The sequence below is a fragment of the Brevundimonas sp. GW821-FHT10A07 genome (assembly GCF_059415785.1).
In genome coordinates this window covers 15,250-31,861 of record NZ_JBWKNX010000017.1, presented here as the reverse complement: position 1 = coordinate 31,861, position 16,612 = coordinate 15,250, and the positions used below count along the sequence as shown (strand labels likewise).

Annotated in this window: 16 protein-coding genes; 2 read left to right on the top strand and 14 right to left on the bottom strand. The window is 68.4% G+C overall.

What is annotated here, in order from left to right:
- Nucleotides 1-28: 28 nt before the first annotated feature.
- Both AC07NC_RS13855 and AC07NC_RS13850 read right to left on the bottom strand, forming a co-directional pair.
- Nucleotides 29-769 carry an extensin-like domain-containing protein gene (locus tag AC07NC_RS13855; RefSeq protein ID WP_492072617.1) on the bottom strand — a complete coding sequence of 247 codons (741 nt, stop codon included), beginning with the start codon at nucleotides 767-769 and terminating at the stop codon, nucleotides 29-31.
- A 55-nt stretch (nucleotides 770-824) separates the two neighbouring features.
- The gene (locus AC07NC_RS13850; protein ID WP_492072615.1) at nucleotides 825-1,004 is read right to left on the bottom strand and encodes a DUF2256 domain-containing protein; all 180 of its coding nucleotides are present in this window, start codon (nucleotides 1,002-1,004) and stop codon (nucleotides 825-827) included.
- Nucleotides 1,005-1,242: 238 nt separating this feature from the next.
- On the opposite strand from AC07NC_RS13850, the gene AC07NC_RS13845 reads away from it, so the two are divergent.
- Entirely contained in the window at nucleotides 1,243-1,506 is a 264-nt protein-coding gene (locus AC07NC_RS13845; RefSeq protein ID WP_494569916.1) for a DUF2798 domain-containing protein, read from the top strand.
- A 42-nt stretch (nucleotides 1,507-1,548) separates the two neighbouring features.
- Here the strand turns inward: AC07NC_RS13845 and rpoD are convergent, their stop codons facing one another.
- From rpoD to AC07NC_RS13820, 5 genes are all read right to left on the bottom strand, one after another.
- Complete coding sequence (gene rpoD / locus AC07NC_RS13840; protein WP_035307793.1) at nucleotides 1,549-3,495, bottom strand: RNA polymerase sigma factor RpoD; 1,947 nt, start codon at nucleotides 3,493-3,495, stop codon at nucleotides 1,549-1,551.
- A 398-nt stretch (nucleotides 3,496-3,893) separates the two neighbouring features.
- Nucleotides 3,894-4,289, bottom strand: coding sequence for a type II toxin-antitoxin system VapC family toxin (locus AC07NC_RS13835; RefSeq protein ID WP_494569915.1), 396 nt, complete (start codon nucleotides 4,287-4,289; stop codon nucleotides 3,894-3,896).
- 6 nt (nucleotides 4,290-4,295) lie between these two features.
- On the bottom strand, nucleotides 4,296-4,541 hold the full coding sequence (locus AC07NC_RS13830; protein WP_035307791.1) for a hypothetical protein: 246 nt from the start codon (nucleotides 4,539-4,541) through the stop codon (nucleotides 4,296-4,298).
- A 45-nt stretch (nucleotides 4,542-4,586) separates the two neighbouring features.
- Nucleotides 4,587-6,449 carry a DNA primase gene (gene dnaG, locus AC07NC_RS13825; RefSeq protein WP_494569914.1) on the bottom strand — a complete coding sequence of 621 codons (1,863 nt, stop codon included), beginning with the start codon at nucleotides 6,447-6,449 and terminating at the stop codon, nucleotides 4,587-4,589.
- A gap of 281 nt (nucleotides 6,450-6,730) precedes the next feature.
- Nucleotides 6,731-7,567: an LD-carboxypeptidase gene (locus AC07NC_RS13820; RefSeq protein WP_494569913.1), complete on the bottom strand. Its 837-nt coding sequence runs from the start codon at nucleotides 7,565-7,567 to the stop codon at nucleotides 6,731-6,733.
- A 70-nt stretch (nucleotides 7,568-7,637) separates the two neighbouring features.
- On the opposite strand from AC07NC_RS13820, the gene AC07NC_RS13815 reads away from it, so the two are divergent.
- Nucleotides 7,638-9,044, top strand: a complete 1,407-nt coding sequence (locus AC07NC_RS13815; protein ID WP_494569912.1) for a UDP-N-acetylmuramate--L-alanine ligase — start codon at nucleotides 7,638-7,640, stop codon at nucleotides 9,042-9,044.
- Here the strand turns inward: AC07NC_RS13815 and AC07NC_RS13810 are convergent.
- From AC07NC_RS13810 to AC07NC_RS13780, 7 genes are all read right to left on the bottom strand, one after another.
- Complete coding sequence (locus AC07NC_RS13810; protein WP_494569911.1) at nucleotides 9,029-9,835, bottom strand: glycoside hydrolase family 16 protein; 807 nt, start codon at nucleotides 9,833-9,835, stop codon at nucleotides 9,029-9,031. The genes AC07NC_RS13815 and AC07NC_RS13810 overlap by 16 nt on opposite strands.
- A 56-nt stretch (nucleotides 9,836-9,891) precedes the next feature.
- The gene (locus AC07NC_RS13805) at nucleotides 9,892-11,253 is read right to left on the bottom strand and encodes a sulfite reductase subunit alpha (RefSeq protein WP_494569910.1); all 1,362 of its coding nucleotides are present in this window, start codon (nucleotides 11,251-11,253) and stop codon (nucleotides 9,892-9,894) included.
- Nucleotides 11,250-12,359: an FAD:protein FMN transferase gene (locus tag AC07NC_RS13800; protein ID WP_154725636.1), complete on the bottom strand. Its 1,110-nt coding sequence runs from the start codon at nucleotides 12,357-12,359 to the stop codon at nucleotides 11,250-11,252. Before AC07NC_RS13800 ends, AC07NC_RS13805 begins: the two co-directional genes overlap by 4 nt.
- A 9-nt stretch (nucleotides 12,360-12,368) precedes the next feature.
- The gene (locus AC07NC_RS13795; protein ID WP_494569909.1) at nucleotides 12,369-13,169 is read right to left on the bottom strand and encodes a DUF4198 domain-containing protein; all 801 of its coding nucleotides are present in this window, start codon (nucleotides 13,167-13,169) and stop codon (nucleotides 12,369-12,371) included.
- An 11-nt stretch (nucleotides 13,170-13,180) separates the two neighbouring features.
- Nucleotides 13,181-13,690, bottom strand: a complete 510-nt coding sequence (locus tag AC07NC_RS13790) for a DUF2271 domain-containing protein (RefSeq protein WP_008262166.1) — start codon at nucleotides 13,688-13,690, stop codon at nucleotides 13,181-13,183.
- Between the two features lie 26 nt (nucleotides 13,691-13,716).
- The gene (locus AC07NC_RS13785; protein ID WP_292150137.1) at nucleotides 13,717-14,397 is read right to left on the bottom strand and encodes a PepSY-associated TM helix domain-containing protein; all 681 of its coding nucleotides are present in this window, start codon (nucleotides 14,395-14,397) and stop codon (nucleotides 13,717-13,719) included.
- A 70-nt stretch (nucleotides 14,398-14,467) separates the two neighbouring features.
- Nucleotides 14,468-16,525 carry a TonB-dependent receptor gene (locus AC07NC_RS13780; RefSeq protein WP_494569908.1) on the bottom strand — a complete coding sequence of 686 codons (2,058 nt, stop codon included), beginning with the start codon at nucleotides 16,523-16,525 and terminating at the stop codon, nucleotides 14,468-14,470.
- Between the last annotated feature and the right edge of the window lie 87 nt (nucleotides 16,526-16,612).

Here is a 16,612-nt window from a genome sequence, read left to right as displayed (position 1 = left end):
CCGGGCGGACGCCGGAATGGCTCGCCGCCTAGCGGCAGAAACGCGTGTCGGTGGCTTCCAGATGCAGATGGTCGAAATGCACCGCATTATAATCGGGGCTCAGGGTCGTGCCGAAGATGCGGCAGGCGTCGTCGCGGATGCGGCGCAGGAAACGGGCCTCGGGCGCGTCGCCGTTCCAGTCGTTCGTGACCGTGATGCGCCGCCCGTCGCGCAGCCGAACCCCGGCGAAATCCAGCGCCGCCGCCTGGGCGTGGGCGCTGACCCGGCTGGACCCCACACCGTTGTTCACATTGCGACAGGCGTAGGCCCCCATATGGTCGATCTGGACCACGTCCGAGCCCAGAATCTGGCGCGCCGCCGGCTCCAGCGACTGCCGCCGCCAGATGCTCAGGGCCAGGGCCGTCTGGCAGGTCATCTGCACATCCCCCGGCGCCATCCGCGCCACCGTGCCCATGTCGGCGCCCAGCACCCCGCCCTGTCTCAGGCCGCAACTGGCGCTGTTGGTTCGATCCGGGGCGGGGCTGAACGTCACGCGCGCGGCGCTCAGTTCGGCCAGGCATCGCCCCAGGTCCGCGCCCACGCGCACCACCGCCCCCTGGGTTCCCCCATCGACAGGCCGGTCGATCAGCCCCCCGACCAGGGGCGCAGGCGTCCGTCCCGGATAGGGCGACGGCCGCAGCGGCTCGGGCGCGCGCCGCACGCAGCCGCTCAGGATCAGCAGGACCGCCAGACCGACCGACACACGCATCATCAGGACATTGGAAGCCATCGCCCGAATCCTATCCGATTCCCGATGGCGCGTCGGTCACGAGGCGGAGAGCCGCCTATCGCCGTTCCGGCGATGCGCCGGCCGCGCGACACCGATCCGAACAGAACCGCACCTGATCCCAGTCCCGCGCCCACTTCCTGCGCCACGCGAACGACAGGCCGCAGGCGACGCAGCGCTTTTGCGGCAGGTCGGCCTTGTCGGGCGCGCAGCCCAGATTGACGTGTTTTCGACCCATCAGACCCCAGACCAGCAATTCAGGACGACGGCAAGTCCGACCTATTCCTGCGCCCCTGGTGGCCGTTCCAGAGAAAGGTCGGGCCTGTTGCGACCACCCCGCAAACTGATATATGCGCCCCGTCGCCCAGGCGATCGTAAGCGTCTCACGTCAGGCAACGCATCCATCCCGGTTTTCGGCCGGGGCCGGACTTTCCGGCGGATGCCCATTGCCGAAGACCAAATTGAGAGACGCACACATGCACCCTCACCCTGCGATCATCCGCTTCCGCCGACTGCCCGCGCGCTATGCGCCGGTCATCATGCCTCTGATCCTGTCACTGTTCATGACTTTCGTGGTCTCGGCCATCGCCACGGCGCGCAATCTGGGCTTCGTTCCGGCCTTCCCCTCCGCCTGGATGCAGGCTTGGGGCCTGTCTTGGCTGATCGCCTTCCCAGTGCTGCTGCTGATCCTGCCGCTGGTTCGGCGCATCGTCGGCTTGGTCGTCGAAACGCCCAACTGACGGCAAAAGGGGCGGCCCTTTCGGCGCCGCCCCTGCTCGTCTTCAGCTGTCCAGGAAGGACCGCAGCTTCCGCGACCGGCTGGGGTGTTTCAGCTTGCGCAGCGCCTTGGCCTCGATCTGACGGATCCGTTCGCGCGTCACCGAGAACTGCTGGCCGACTTCTTCCAGCGTGTGGTCAGTGTTCATGCCGATGCCGAACCGCATCCGCAGGACCCGCTCTTCACGCGGCGTCAGGGACGCCAGCACGCGGGTGGTGGTCTCGCGCAGGTTCGACTGGATGGCGGCGTCGATGGGCAGGACGGCGTTCTTGTCCTCGATGAAGTCGCCCAGGTGGCTGTCTTCCTCGTCCCCGATCGGGGTTTCCAGCGAGATCGGCTCCTTGGCGATCTTCAGGACCTTGCGCACCTTCTCCAGCGGCATGGCCAGTTTCTCGGCCAGTTCTTCCGGGGTCGGCTCGCGGCCGATCTCGTGCAGCATCTGGCGGCTGGTGCGGACGATCTTGTTGATCGTCTCGATCATGTGCACCGGGATACGGATAGTCCGCGCCTGGTCGGCGATGGACCGAGTGATCGCCTGACGGATCCACCAGGTGGCGTAGGTCGAGAACTTGTAGCCGCGGCGGTACTCGAACTTGTCGACCGCCTTCATCAGGCCGATGTTGCCCTCCTGGATCAGGTCCAGGAACTGCAGGCCGCGGTTGGTGTATTTCTTGGCGATGGAGATCACGAGGCGCAGGTTGGCCTCGACCATTTCCTTCTTGGCCTGACGGGCCTCGCGCTCGCCCTTCTGCACCGTCTGGACGATGCGGCGATAGTCGTCGATCGGCAACCCGGCTTCCAGGGCCACGGCGGCGACGTCGGCGCGGATGGTGGAGATCTGGCTGGCTTCGTTGTCGCTGAACTTGGTCCAGCGCACGCCCTGTTCCTTGATCCGCTCGGTCCAGGTCGGGTCCAGTTCGGCGCCGAAATAGGCCTTCAGGAACTCAGGCCGCGAGATGCCGTAGCTGTCGGCCAGGCGCAGCAGGCGCCCTTCCAGACCGATCAGGCGCTTGTTGATCGCATAGAGCTGCTCGACCAGGGCCTCGATACGGTTGTTGTTCAGCTTCATCGTCTTCAGACGATCCGAGATGGATTTCGTCAGCGTCTGATAGGCCTTGGAGTCCTTGGCGCTCAGCACCTCGCCCTTCAGGCGGGTCTGGACCAGCTTGTCCTGCAGGCCCCGAAATTCGCTGAAGTCGGCGGCGATGAGGTTCAGCACCTCCATCACCCCATCGCGCAGCTCGGCTTCCAGCGCCGACACGGACATGCCGCCGCCGTCGTCGAAATCATCGTCATCGTCGTCGTCTGACTCGGGCTTTTCTTCAGCGGCCGGCTTTTCTTCGGCCTCTTCTTCCTCTTCCGCCTCGGGCTGGACGGCGCCGGGCAGGGACGAGGGGTTCAGCACGCCGTAGGTGGCGTCAAGGTCGATGACCTCGCGCAGCAGGATGCGGTTGTTCTCAAGCTCGTCGCGCCACACCATGATGGCCTCGAAGGTCAGGGCGCTTTCGCACAGACCCGAGATCATGGCGTCACGACCGGCCTCGATCCGCTTGGCGATGGCGATTTCGCCCTCGCGGCTCAGCAGTTCGACCGAGCCCATTTCGCGCAGATACATCCGCACGGGGTCGTCGGTGCGGTCATAGGCGGCCTTGGCGGGCGCCTCGGCGACGGCGGTTCCGGCGGCGGCGGCGACGTCGGTGGACTGCTGCTCCTGCGCGTCCTCTTCGGCCTCGACGACGTTGACGCCCATTTCGGACAGCATGGCCAGGGTGTCTTCAATGGCGTCCGGCGTGACTTCCTCGGACGGCAGGACCTTGTTCAGCTCCTCCATCGTCACATAGCCGCGCGCCTTGGCCTGTTTGATGAATTTCTTGACGCCGGCGTCAGTCAGATCGAGCAGGGGGCCGTCGGTCGTAACCTCGGCGTCCTGCGTCTCGGTCTGTGCGTTCATAGTCAGTTCGTCTCCGGCCGGAGGGGGTGATCAATCCACCCCGGCGAAAAATACAATGCCTGGCGAGGCGTAAGGTTACGCGCCCACTCTGTCTTCCCAAGTCGTTCCGGCTTTGATCGCATGGCGAAGCATGTTCCGCGCGGCCTTCCGCCGACGAAACGCTCCATCCTCGCCCGGGGCGCATCACGCGCCTGGGCTGAGGCGCCCGCCAACCCATCCAAACCAGGAGGTTGGAACGTCGAACGCCTGCGACCATCGGACCCTTGCCTCGGCGAGGGGCGCATTTGCGGCCAGGAATGGCGCGTCGGGCTTTGCCGCCGCCTTCTCGACCTCGCGCACTAAGGCATCATGATCCGATTGCGCCAGATGGCGTCGCGCGCCCGCAGAGTCAAGGCCGCCTAACCAGGACGTAGCCAGTTCTCAACCCGCAGTCCGGGCACACGCGAGAATTCACGTTCATTGTCGGTGACGAGGATACAGTCCAGCGTCAGGGCGTGGGCGGCGATCAGCAGATCGTTGGCTCCTATGAGTCGGCCTCGCCTCTGCAGGTCGGCGCGGATGTCGCCGTAGATGTAGTCGGCGGGCGCTTCCCACGCCCTGATGGACAGACCCGAAAGCACGGTCTCGAGTTGCGCGGCGATCCGGAGAGAACCGGACTTGGCGACGCCAAACCGCAACTCCGCAACGACGATCAGACTGATACAGACATCGCCCGTAGCGACCATCGCCATCCGCTGTCCGACCGGGCCGAGCGGATCGTACATCAGATCCGACCCCGCATTGGTGTCCAGCATAGCCGCTCAAAGATCGACCGGCTCTGGAGGCGGGTCATCGAAGGGGGCGAGCCGTTCGTCGATAGGCTCCATGGTCGCCAGAACAGCCAGCAGTTTTTCGACAGACCCCATCCGCGGCCCCGCCCGTTCGATGATCAGCCGCTCACCCTCCTGACGCACCACGGCGTCCGCCGGAACGGCGACGCCGCTCGGCAGGTGGACGACCTGATGATCGCCCTCGCGCGTGATCCTGACAGGCTGGGAACCATCCATGGTGCGAGACTACTCCAGATCCTGAAGCCCGCCAATCGGCGCGGATCAGATCAGGGTGGTCCAGAAGTCCGGCGCCGCGAACGAACGGGTGATGGCGTCGCGTTCGGCCTTCAGCCGCACCAGGGCGTCGATGCCCGTGCCCTGGCCCATGTCCTGTTTGGCGGTTTCGATGGCGCGGGACAGGGCGGCCAGATGGGTCATCAGGCCGAACACCTTCAGCCAGTGAGCCCGCGATTCCGCCACGGTCAGATCCGACGACAGGAAGGAGGCGCCCGACTTGGACGCCGCCTTCTCGATTTCCTTCAGCAGAGGCTCGAAGCCGGAATCGCGCAGTCGATGCCGCACCACGGCCGCATCGGACGCCTGACCGGACAGGCGCAACCGCACCAGTTCCTGGGCCAGCCCCTCCAGCGCGGCGTCGCCGAAGCCCTGGACGCTGACCTCTTCCAGATGGTCGTCCAGCCGCTCGATATCGTCGATGGCGGCATAGGCCAGGGCGGCGGCCACCGGGCTGACGGCGCGGAACAGGGACTGCATCGCCTGCGCCCCCTCGACCGTCTGACCCAGTTTCGGCGGCGGCCCGAACCGACCCCGCCCCTGCCCCGGCGTCCAGGGCGCACGCTGGGGGGCGCGCGGAAACAGGGCGTCGAACCGGTCGAACAGATCGCGGCGATACTGTTCCGCCAGGTCCTTGTCCTGAATGGCCGAGGCGGCGGTCCGCAGCCGCGCCTTGAAGCCGGCCTTGCGCTCCGGCGTATCCAGCGGCTCGACGTCCTGCTCGCGGCGGAACAGCACCTCGGCGAAGCCGTGGGTGTCGGCCAGGGCCTGGCGCAGGGCGGGCGCCCCCTTGTCGCGCAGGATGTCGTCGGGATCCTGCCCCCCGCTCAGCAGCGAGAAGCGGAACGACCGCCCCGCCTTCAGCAGCGGCAGCGACCGTTCGATGGCGCGATAGGCGGCCCGCAGTCCCGCCGCATCGCCGTCGAAACACAGCACCGGCTCATGGCTGACCCGCCACAGCCGCTCCATCTGTTCTTCGGTCAGGGCCGTGCCCATCGGCGCCACGGCCGGCAGGCCCGCGCGCTGGCAGGCGATGACGTCCATATAGCCTTCGACCACGATGATGGCCTGGTCGTTCCGGCTCTCCGCCCCCAGGATCCGCCGCGCCTCGGGCAGGCCATAGAGGGTGGCCCCCTTGTGAAACAGCGGGCTCTCGGGACCGTTCAGATATTTGGCCCGGTCGTCGGGGTTCATGGCCCGGCCACCGAAGCTGACGATCCGGCCGCGCGCGTCCAGGATGGGGAACATCAGCCGGTCGCGGAACCGGTCATAGGGCTGCCCTCCGCTTTCCGGCGAGATCAGCAAGCCGGCCTCGACCAGCTCGGCCGGTCGCGCCCCGCGCTGGACCAGGGCCTGTTTCAGCCCTTCGCGGTCATTGGGCGCATAGCCCAGGCCGAACCGCTCCCACTGATCCTCGGGCAGGCCGCGTTTCTCCAGATATTCCCGCGCCGCCTTGCCGGGCGTGCGTCGCAGATTGGCGGCGAACCACTTCTGGGCCAGGTCCATCCACTCGGACAGGCCCAGGCGCTTCTGTTCGCGCTCGGCCTCCTTGGGGTCCTCGGCCGGCAGTTGCATGCCCGCCTCGCCGGCCAGCCGCTGCACCGCCTCGACGAAGCTGAGTCGCTCGGTCTCCTGCAGGAAGGAGATGATGTCGCCGTGTTTGCCGGACGAGAAGTCGTGGAAGAAGCCCTTGTCGTCATTGACGAAGAAGGACGGCGACTTCTCCTTCGAGAAGGGCGACAGGCCGACATATTCCCGCCCCTGCCGCTTGAGCTTCACCGTCCGCCCGATCACGTCGGACGGGCGAAGGCGGGCCTTCAGTTCATCGATGAATCTTTCGTCGAAACGCACCGGGCGATCCATAAGCCTTGCGGCGCTTCACGTCGATGATCGGGCACGTCGATGATCGGAGAACGATCAGGCGGTTCGTCCGGGCATCCCCCGAAGTCCGAACGAACCGCCGCATCGCAGAAGGCGTAACCGCAGCGTCCCCCAACGCCTTGGCTTAACGAAGTCCTAACGCCTCGCGGACCTGCATCTGACGTGCAGACGCAGGATGTGTCGAGAGGGCGTCAGGCGCGGGCCGGCAGATCAAGGCGAGACTGTGTCTTTTGCGTCTCGGGCGGTTCGCCTCAGCCGCGACCGAAGGGCGCTACCTTGTTGGCGTCGTCGTGCCCGATATCGGCCGGTCCCAGGAATTCTATGCCGGATCTCAGGCACCAGTATCGAACAATCTCCTCCGGAGTCTGTCCGAAATCGGGATCGTTTGGCGTGACATCGGAAACACGTCCCAGGCGAATTCCGGCAACACGTCGGATCGACTCCTGCCCCGTCAAGTGAAACATCATCCGGTCGATCCGATAGGCGGCCTCCGACACCTCCTCCAGCATCAGGACGTGGCCCGACAAGTCGGGCTCCAGCGCCGTGCCGACCAGTTGGTCCAGGATGGTCAGGTTGAAGGCGACGGCGGGGCGCGGATCGATCGCCAGCGAGGGTTCGATCCAGTCGGTGCGTCCGGTCGTCAGCCAGGCCAGGGCGCCGCGCGCCGCCTCGTCGCGGCGCACCGCATCCGAGGCCATCGGGCCGTGGGCCAGATGTTCGAACCCGGCCCTGTACATTCCGGCCAGCAGGCTGCCGGCGTCGGAATAGCCCATATAGCGCTTCTTTCGGGCCACGGCGTTCAGGCGCGGAATGACCGACTCGGCGATGCGGCAGGATCCATAGCCGCCGCGCGCGAACCAGATCGCATCAATGCGCGGGTCATTGGCGAACTCGACGAAGGCGTCGGCCCGCGCCCGGTCGTCCCCGGCGAAATGGCCGTGTTTCAGGAAACAGGCGGGGTGGAAAACCACCGCCACATCCCCGTCGGGATGATGCTCGGCCATCCAGGCCTCGACGGTCTCGGCGCGCGCCTTCGAGAAGCGCGAACTGGCGCAGACGACGCCGATCTTGAAGGTGTTGCTCGTCACGTCCGTCTTCTTCGTCGAATATTGCGATCCTGCACTGGCGGACCGGCCCGATCCCCTGTTCTAAGGGGGCATGAACCAAGACGCCTCCTATTTCTTCTGCGGCATCGGCGGGTCGGGCATGCTGCCCCTGGCCCTGATCGTCCAGGCCCAGGGCCACCGTATCGAAGGTTCCGACCGCGCGCTGGACCAGGGCCGCACGCCCGAGAAGTTCGACTGGCTGCGCGCCCATGGCGTGACCCTGCATCCCCAGGACGGTTCCGGCGTGACCCGTTCAGCCCAGACCGTCGTGGCCACCGGTGCAATTGAAGACACCGTGCCCGACATAGGCGCCGCCCGCCGCGTCGGCGCCGTCATCAAGACCCGGCCCCAGCTGCTCAGCCAGCTGTTCAACGCCGCCCCGACCTCGGTCGGCGTCGCGGGCACCAGCGGCAAGTCCACCATCACCGGCATGATCGCCTGGATCCTGAGCCAGGCCGAACGCAACCCCACCGTCGTCAATGGGGCGGTGATGAAGAATTTCGCCGACGCCGACCATCCGTTCGCCAGCGCCCTGGTCGGCGCCTCCGACCTGTTCGTCGCCGAGGTGGACGAGTCCGACGGCTCCATCGCCGGCTATGACCCCACCGTCGCCGTCGTCTCCAACATCTCGCTGGATCACAAGTCGATGGAGGAGCTGCGCGACCTGTTCGGCGGCTTCACCGGCCGCGCGGCCACGGCGGTGCTGAACCTCGACAATCCCGAGACCGCCGCCCTGGTCCAGACGCTTCCGGCCGGGAAAGCGATCACCTTCGCCCTGGGCGAGGAAAAGGCCGACCTGTCCGCCTACGACCTTCAGCCGACGCCCACGGGCATGAAGTTCCGCCTGATGGAGGGCTGGAGCGAATATGACGTCGTCCTGAACGTCCCCGGCGCCCACAATGTCGCCAATGCGCTTGCGGCCCTGGGTGCGGTCAAGGCGCTGGACGTGCCGACGGGCCAGGCGGTCAAGGCGCTGGAGACCTTCGCCGGCATCCGTCGCCGGATGGAGGTGGTCGGGACGGTGAACGCCATCACCGTCATCGACGACTTCGCCCATAACCCGGACAAGATCGCCGCCACGCTCAAGACCCTGCACGCCTTCGACGGCCGCCTGCTGATCCTGTTCCAGCCCCACGGCTTCGGTCCGCTGAAACTGATGCGGCAGGAATTCATCGACGGTTTCGCCGGCCTGATGCGCGAGGACGACGTCCTTCTGATGCCCGAGCCGGTCTATTACGGCGGCACCACCGACCGCAGCGTCGGCTCAGAAGACATCGCCTCGGGCGTCCGCGCCGCCGGCCGTCAGGCGGAGGCCCTGCCGACCCGCGCCGAATGCGGCGACCGGATCGTGCAGATGGCGCAACCGGGCGACCGCATCATCGTCATGGGCGCCCGCGACGACACCCTGTCCAGCTTCGCGGTCGACCTGCTGGGCCGACTGGATCAGTCGGCCGGCTGATAGACCCGGACGTAGTCGACCTCCATCCGCTGCGGGAAGACGGCGTCGTCGACGCCCTCCTCGCCGCCCCAGGTTCCGCCCACGGCGACGTTCAGGATCAGGTGGAACGGCTTGTCGAACGGCCAGGTCTCCACATCGCCCGTCTGATCGTTGGCGAAGCGGTGGAAGGGCTGGTCGTCGATAAGGAAGACGATCTCGTCCGGCGTCCAGCGCACCTGATAGCGGTGAAAGGCGTCGCAGGCGTCCGCGACCTGGCGCGTCGCCGTGCTCTGGGTGCCCTTCACATGGTTGTAGGCCTCGGTGTGGATCGAGCCGTGCACCACGCCGGAGCGATGGCCGACATGCTCCATGATGTCGATCTCGCCGCCGATGGGCCAGCCGGCCGCCTTTTCGGGCAACATCCAGATGGCCGGCCAGCTGCCGCGTCCGCAAGGAATCTTGGCGCGGGTCTCGATGAAGCCGCGTGACCAGGCGGTGGTCGAGATCATCCGCGCCGAGGTGTAGGCCTGTCCGCCCCAGTCGGCCGGGGGCGGGTTGAGGGTCTCTCGCCGCGCCTCGATGATCAGGACGCCGTCCTCGATCCGGGCGTTCTCAGGCCGCGCGGCGGAATAGTACTGCAGCTCCTCGTTATACCAGCCGGTCTTGTTGGCCTGGGTGTCGTATCGCCACTTCGAGGCGTCAGGCAGGCCGTCGCCAGAGAATTCGTCGGACCAGGTCAGGGTGTACCCAGTCGGAGCGGCGGGCGTTTGCGGCAGGGTCGAAAGCGCCGCCGCCAGCAGCATGGAAATCATCGGTTCCTCCCTTTCGTTGCTCTATTGATGGCAGGAAGGCCCGGCGGGCGGCAGCCCTAATAGACGTCGCGGCGGTAACGACCGGTTTCGAGCAGGTCCAGCAGAGCCTCGGCGGCCAAGGCGGTCTCCAGCGCCGCATGAACGCCTGCGGCCATGCCCTCCAGACTGCCGCAGACATGGATGGTGGCGCCGCGACCGATCCAGTCGCGCAGTTCGTCCGCCGCCCCGGCGACCAGATCCTGCACATAGCGGCCGTCGCCCGCATCGCGCGAGAAGGCGCGATCCAGCCGACGCAGCACACCCGACTCCAGCCATCCCTGAAGCTCAGCGTCGAAGAAGGCGTCGTGCGCCCGCGTCCGCTCGCCGAACAACAGCCAGGCCCCGCCCCCGGCCGGGCTCCGCGCCTTCAGATGCGCCCGCAATCCCGCGATTCCCGTGCCGTTGCCGATCACGATCATCGGCGTCTCGTCCGCCGGCCCGTGAAAGCTGCGGTTGGTCCTCAGCCGCATGCCGATCTCGTCGCCGACCGCCAGATCCTGCGTCAGCCAGCCCGACGCCAGGCCCGGCGTCCCGTCGGGGCGGCGCATCAGGCGGATCAGGCACTCGACCCGCCCGTCCGACGGCAGGGAGGCGATGGAATATTCGCGCGCGCCGGGCGTGACCCCGTCCCGCTCCGGAAGGCCCACTTCCGCGATATCGCCCGCCGCCCAGTCCGGCGCGGACCCGACTGGTTCGAACGCGAGGTGATAGGCCGCCCCGCCCGGACTGCCCGGATTAACCAGGGTCCGCTCGACCAGCCGCCACGGATAGAAGGCCGCCGGCGCCCAGTCGGGCGCCGCGAGACGGCCGGTGATCTGGTTCAACTGGTGCTGCCAGCGGCGGATGGCCCCGGCCTCGCCGTTGTCGACCTCGACCAGGTCGAACAGGGGCTCGGCGCCCCACCGCCGCAGCCAGCCGTCCACCGCATGGCCGAAGCCGCAGAACTGGTCGTAGCTGCGGTCGCCCAGGGCCAGAAGGCCGAAGCGCAGGCCCGCCAGATCCGCCCCCTGCCCCATGGTCTTGCGCACGAACCGCGCCGCCGCGTCGGGCGGATCGCCCTCGCCCGTCGTGGACACGATCAGCAAGGCCCGGCCTGCGGCCTTCAGCGTCGCGCTGTCCAGATCGGCGAAGGACAAAACCCGCGCCCCCACCCCGCCGTCCTGCAGGGCCCTGGCCGTCATCCAGGCCAGTTGCTCGGCGAAACCCGTCTGGCTGACGAAGGCGACCAGCACGCTCTCGCCGACTCCGGCCATGGCGTCCGATTGGGCGCGCGCCGCCGCCTTCGCCCGGCGTTCGCGCCAGACGATGAAGCCGGTCAGGACCAACCACAGGACCGTCGCTCCGACGGCCCACAGCCAACGCGCCGGCTCGTGCGTCACCCCGGCCCCTCCAGGGCGGGGTCGTCCATCATGGCGGCGAAGACGGGCGTCATCCGTTCGACCAGGCCGCGCTCGGTCCGCTCGACGAAATGGGCGGCCAGGCCGACCGCCTCGGCATAGTCGGGCCCCTCGAACGGCCCCATGACCGTCAGGGCCGTGGCGTAGGCGTCGGCCTTCATGGCCGAGGCGTGCAGCACCGTCACCGACGCCAGGGCGTTGCTCACCGGCCGCCCGGTCGATCCGTCCAGCGTATGCGGATACAGGCGGCCGTTATGTTCGAAGGCGCGGCGATAGTCGCCGCTGGTCGCCATGGCCATGTCGTACAGGGCCGCCACGGTGCGCGGCGCCGGCGATCCTGCGACCCGCTCGATCTCGACCCACCAGGGCTGGGCGTCGGGCTTGACGCCGCGCCCCTTCAACTCGCCGCCGATCTCCACCAGGTGCGAGGTCGCCCCCATGGCCGTCAACCGGTCCGAGACCCGGTCCACCGCATGCCCCTTGGCGATGCCGGAGACGTCCAGCCTCATGCCGCCCAGCTGCATGACCGCGCGCGCCTCGCGGTTCAGCCGCAGCTTTTGCCAACCGGACAATTTCAGCGCCGCCTCGACCTCTTCGTCCGAGGGCACGGGCAGCAGGGGCGAACGCGGTCCGGGCGGGCCGAATCCCCACAGGTCGACCAGGGCGCCCAGGGTCGGATCGACCGCGCCGTTCGTCTCGTCGCCCAGGTCCATGGCGGCGTCCAGAAGGTCCCAGAAGGGCTGGGACACCGCCCACACTCCTTCGGGAGCGGCGTTGAAGCGGCTGATCTCGCTGGACGGCTCCCACGGGCTGAAGACGGCGATCACCGCCGCCAGTTCTTCCTCCACGGCCGCCTGGACCGCCGTCTCGCTCAGGCCCGGCGGGCCGATCACCCGCGCGCTCCAGGTCGTTCCCATGGTCGGGCCGCCCAGCGACAGGATGCGGTCGCCGGGCGGACGGGGCGGAACCCCGTCCATCGGCGGAATCAGCACCCGGTTGTCGGCCCGATCCGCAAGCGGAACCGGGTCGCCGAGCGTGACCGTGGGCGGGGCGGCGCGGGATCCGCGCGAGAAGGGAGTGTCGGACATGCCCGTGGCTTAGGGCAGGACTTCCATCACCGCCACATAGCTGGCGTTCGAGCCCAGCGCCTCGCCCTGGGCCGGCGCGCGGACCGAGGCGTTCAGCCAGTACATGCCGGCTTCCGGCCAGGTGACGGTGAAGGCGCCGTCGGCGCCGGTCTTGACCGTCATCTCCTCGGGATTGTCGCGATAGCGCAGGCCGCCACGCGCGATGGTCACGTCCAGATCCGCGGCCGGCTGACCGTCCTTGACCAGTTTGAAGGTCGCGGCCTCGCCGGCGACCAGGTCATTGGGATGGGTGACGGGGATCAGTTCCAGACCCTCGCCCGTCGTCTTGAACACGGTCTCGGTCGGGTTGTTCAGGGTGACGAAGGTTTCGATCCGGCTGGCGGTGCGGGTCGCCTGCACCTCGGTCGCGTCGGCGGGCAGGGCCGCCGGATATTCTGCCGCCGAACCGCGCCAGCGCTTCTGTTCGCCGTTCAGCTTGTAGCTGGCCATCACGCCGCCCATGACATTGGCGACCTTGTAGGTGCCGTTCTGCGTCAGATGGACGTCGAAGGTGGTGCGGTACTGGCCCTGCATCAGGTGCTCGGGCTGAACGGTCGAACCGTCCGGCGCCGTCACCACCAGGCCGTTCATCCGCATAGCGGCGTGGTCGGGGATGAAGACCCCGTTCGACATGCCGGCGTCGAAGCCGACCCAGGCGTCATTGCCCGACAGGCTGGTCGAGGTCGGCGCCATCCAGGCGCGGTGGGCCTGGGCGGCCATCGGCGCGGCCAGGGCGGCGGCGAAGGCCAGAAGCGTGATCGTCTTTTTCATGGGTCTGTTCCTCAGCGAGAGACGGTGACGCGCACGGCGCCCAGTTCGGTGGAGCCGGAAGCATTGGCGGTATTGGCGCCGCCCCAGCGGAAGGGCACGCGCACGACCTCGCGGCCGCCCAGTTCGCGGGCCGCCTCGACAACGACGGTGTACTGGCCCGGCTGCAGGCCGCGCAGGCGGGCGGCGGGGACGGTGATGGTCTGGCGCCCCGGCGCGCGGGTGGCGCCCGACACCCCGTCGGCCGGCAGGCTCATGGCCCGGCCGCCCTTGCGCCACCAGGTGCGCAGGTCCTTCAGCCAGTCCTTGCCGTCGCCCTCGTTGTTGCGGGTCTGCTGGTACCAGACCGCCAGGGTCTGGACCGCTGTCTGATCCGGCCGTTCGATCCACACCGCCACATAGGGTCGATGATAGGAGGCGGTGTTCAGACGCGGCACATCGACCGTGACCGACAGGTCCGCAGCCAGGGCGGGCGCGGCGGCGGCCAGGCCGACGGTGGTGACGACGATGGGGAGAAGGCGCATCCGGGACACTCTCAGCGAAGTTCAGCTCAATGAATGAAGATCAGGGCGATGACGACGGGCACGAGCAGCCCCAGGGCCGCCAGCGGCCAGGTGGAGGGCCGCCCCTTGGCGTGCAGCCACATCAGCCCCAGCCCCGTCAGGGCGAAGATCAGGCAGGCGACGGCGAAGACGTCGATGAACCAGAACCAGACCGCCCCGGCGTTGCGCCCCTTGTGCAGGTCGTTGAGGTAGGCGATCCATCCCCGCGTCGTCTTCTCGTGCAACACATCACCCGTTGAACGGTCGATGGTCACCCATCCGTCGCCGCCGGGCGTGGGCAGGGCCACATAGATTTCCTCGGCCGTGGTTTCGGTCGGCTTGCCGGCGATCTCGGCCTTCAGCGTCTGCGCCGACCAGCGGGCGACGGCGTCGGGGACGGGATCGGTCGTCTCCTCGGGGAAGTCGGCCAGACGCGCCGCCAGGGGCGCCGGAAGGGCCGCCGTCTGTTCGACCGTCACCGGATCGGCGGGGATCGAGGCCGCGTGGTTCAGGGTGACGCCGGTGATCGCGAACAGGATCAGTCCGACCAGACTGACCGCCGCCGAAATCCAGTGCCAGGAATGCAGCTGTTTCAGCCAGAAGGACCGCGCGCCGTTCAGCGCCGCCTTCGGCTTCTTCGAGTCCTTGGCGGGGAGCTCGGCCTGAGGGTGTGCGGCGCGTTCGGTCACAAGTTGGCTGTGCCACTGTTGCGAACCGTTTTCAATAGCAGTCCGTGCGACGAAATCGCCGCAGAGATCGTCAGTAGCTGAATCTCACCCCGGCCCGCACCGTGCGCGGCGGGGCGTAGCCGGCGACGTCGGTCCCGGTCATCGACACCTCGACCTCTTCATCAAAGGCGTTGTCCAGGGCGGCCCAGACCATGACGCCTTCGCGCGCCGCCCACTCCGCCCGGGCGTCCAGGGTCACGGCGGGGTCCAGGGTCCGGCTGTTCAGGTCATCGTCGAACCGCGCCGATTCATACCGCGCCGCCAGGCCCAGGGTCAGGCGCTGCGTCGCCCGCCAGTCCAGACCCGCGGTCGCGCTCCATTCCGGCGCCTGGGCCGGACGCAGGCCGGTCAGCTGCGGCGCCGCCGTCCCGCCGTCCATCTCGGCGTCGGTCCAGGACAGGGCCGCGTTCAGCGACACGGCCTCGGTCGCCTGGATGGACCCGTTCAGCTCGACGCCCCAGGCCTCGATGGTCCCGGCGTTCTGGCGCTGGCGCAGCACCCCGCCGGCGGGCACGAAGCCCGCGCGGGGGAAGGTCCCCGGCCCCTCGCCGATGGTGACATTGACGATGGCGTCCTCGATCTCGTTCCAGAAGACCGTCGCCCCCCAGGCGATCCCGTCCCGGTCGTAGGCCAGGCCCGTCTCGATGCCGCGCAGGGTCTCGGGCTCCAGCGCCGAATTGGCCTCGGTGATGTCGTTGCCCACCCGGAACGGCCGGTGCAGTTCATTCAGCGTCGCCGGCCGGAAACCGGAATAGGCCGCCGCCCGCCAGGCGTAGCCCGCGCCCAGCAGACGGCTCAGATCGCGTCGCGCCGCCAGACGGGCGCTAAACACCTCGCCCGACCGGTCTTCGTCCATCTCGTCCAGGATCGGCGCGCCGGTCGCCAGGGTGTATTCGTAGCGGAAGCCCGCCTCGTTCTTCCAATGGTCGTAGCGCACCCCGCCCGCGATCAACCAGTCCCCGTCGGTCCAGGACCCGTCCACATAACCGCCGGCCACCGAGGTCTCGCCACCCGCCCGACGCCCGCGCGCAAAGCCCGCGCCGGTGGGATTGCTGAAGAATTCGTTGGTCGCCCCCTCGTTGAACCGAACGTCGGCCCCGACCTCCCATTCCAGCCGCCCGCCGGCGACGTCGGCGGTGCGGCGGCGCAGGGCCGCGTTCACCCCCCAGCCCGTGGCGGGGGTCTTGTACTGACTGTTGGCCGGCGTCGTCGTCGACCGATCCGCCGCCACCGAGGCCGAGCTGTTGGCGAAATTGCTCTCGATCCGCCAGGCCTGCAGCCGCCAGCCGTAGCCGTCGACGGGCGGCGCCTTGGCCGCCGTGGCGCTCAGGCTGTGGCCGCTGGCGTTGGACCGGGCGTTCAGCAGGCCGGACCCGCGATCCTCCTCCCAGGTCGCCGCCCGCAGCGACAGGTTCGCCCCTTGCAGGTTCACCCCGTCCAGCGGCGCATCGACCCGCAGGGCCGCGCTGTGGCTGTCCAGGTCCAGCGGCCTGTCCGCCGCCCCCGCCGCCGGCCCGCGCACCGGCGTATAGCCGTCGCTGGTCTCGTACAGACCCGACAAGGTCACGCCGAACAGCCCCATCTGGGTCGAGCCGGAGCCCGCGACCCTGGCCCCGCCGCGCTCGGCGACCGACAGGTCCAGCACCCCGCCGCTGTCCCGTTCCGTCAGGCCGATGACCCCGGTCAGGGCGCCGGCGCCATAGGGCCCCGCCCCCGCGCCGCGCACGATATCCACCCGCTCCAGCGCTTCCGGCGCGACCTGGGACCAGATCACCCAGCCCCCGAACGGATCGTTCAGAGGAACCCCGTCCAGCGTGACCAGGGTCCGCCCCGCGCCCGACGGCGCGATGGCTCGTAGCGAAATCCCCTGGGTCGTCGGATTGGCGGCCAGGCTGGAGGTGCGGCGGAACAGGGACACGGCCGGCACGGTTCGCAGGGCCTCGTCCAGACGGGCGGACCGCTCCAGCACCCTCTCGTCCAGCCGCACCACCGAAAAGGCGGCGTCGGCGGCGGCGGGCGGCAGGCGGGCGGCCGTCACCGTGATTTCGGAAAGTCGGGCGGGCGGTGCGGGGGGAGCGTCTTGGAACATCCCCGTCACAATAGACCAGCTTCGCCTTGGTTCACCCCTGCGACCTTATAACCTCGATCGAGGCCTCGAGGTCACAGGTGAAGGCGG

Coding starts and splice junctions, on each gene's coding strand:
- AC07NC_RS13855 (WP_492072617.1), bottom strand. CDS start 769: ATGGCTTCCAATGTCCTGATGATGCGTGTGTCGGTCGGTCTGGCGGTC.
- AC07NC_RS13850 (WP_492072615.1), bottom strand. CDS start 1,004: ATGGGTCGAAAACACGTCAATCTGGGCTGCGCGCCCGACAAGGCCGAC.
- AC07NC_RS13845 (WP_494569916.1), top strand. CDS start 1,243: ATGCACCCTCACCCTGCGATCATCCGCTTCCGCCGACTGCCCGCGCGC.
- rpoD (WP_035307793.1), bottom strand. CDS start 3,495: ATGAACGCACAGACCGAGACGCAGGACGCCGAGGTTACGACCGACGGC.
- AC07NC_RS13835 (WP_494569915.1), bottom strand. CDS start 4,289: ATGCTGGACACCAATGCGGGGTCGGATCTGATGTACGATCCGCTCGGC.
- AC07NC_RS13830 (WP_035307791.1), bottom strand. CDS start 4,541: ATGGATGGTTCCCAGCCTGTCAGGATCACGCGCGAGGGCGATCATCAG.
- AC07NC_RS13815 (WP_494569912.1), top strand. CDS start 7,638: ATGAACCAAGACGCCTCCTATTTCTTCTGCGGCATCGGCGGGTCGGGC.
- AC07NC_RS13810 (WP_494569911.1), bottom strand. CDS start 9,835: ATGATTTCCATGCTGCTGGCGGCGGCGCTTTCGACCCTGCCGCAAACG.
- AC07NC_RS13800 (WP_154725636.1), bottom strand. CDS start 12,359: ATGTCCGACACTCCCTTCTCGCGCGGATCCCGCGCCGCCCCGCCCACG.
- AC07NC_RS13795 (WP_494569909.1), bottom strand. CDS start 13,169: ATGAAAAAGACGATCACGCTTCTGGCCTTCGCCGCCGCCCTGGCCGCG.
- AC07NC_RS13790 (WP_008262166.1), bottom strand. CDS start 13,690: ATGCGCCTTCTCCCCATCGTCGTCACCACCGTCGGCCTGGCCGCCGCC.
- AC07NC_RS13780 (WP_494569908.1), bottom strand. CDS start 16,525: ATGTTCCAAGACGCTCCCCCCGCACCGCCCGCCCGACTTTCCGAAATC.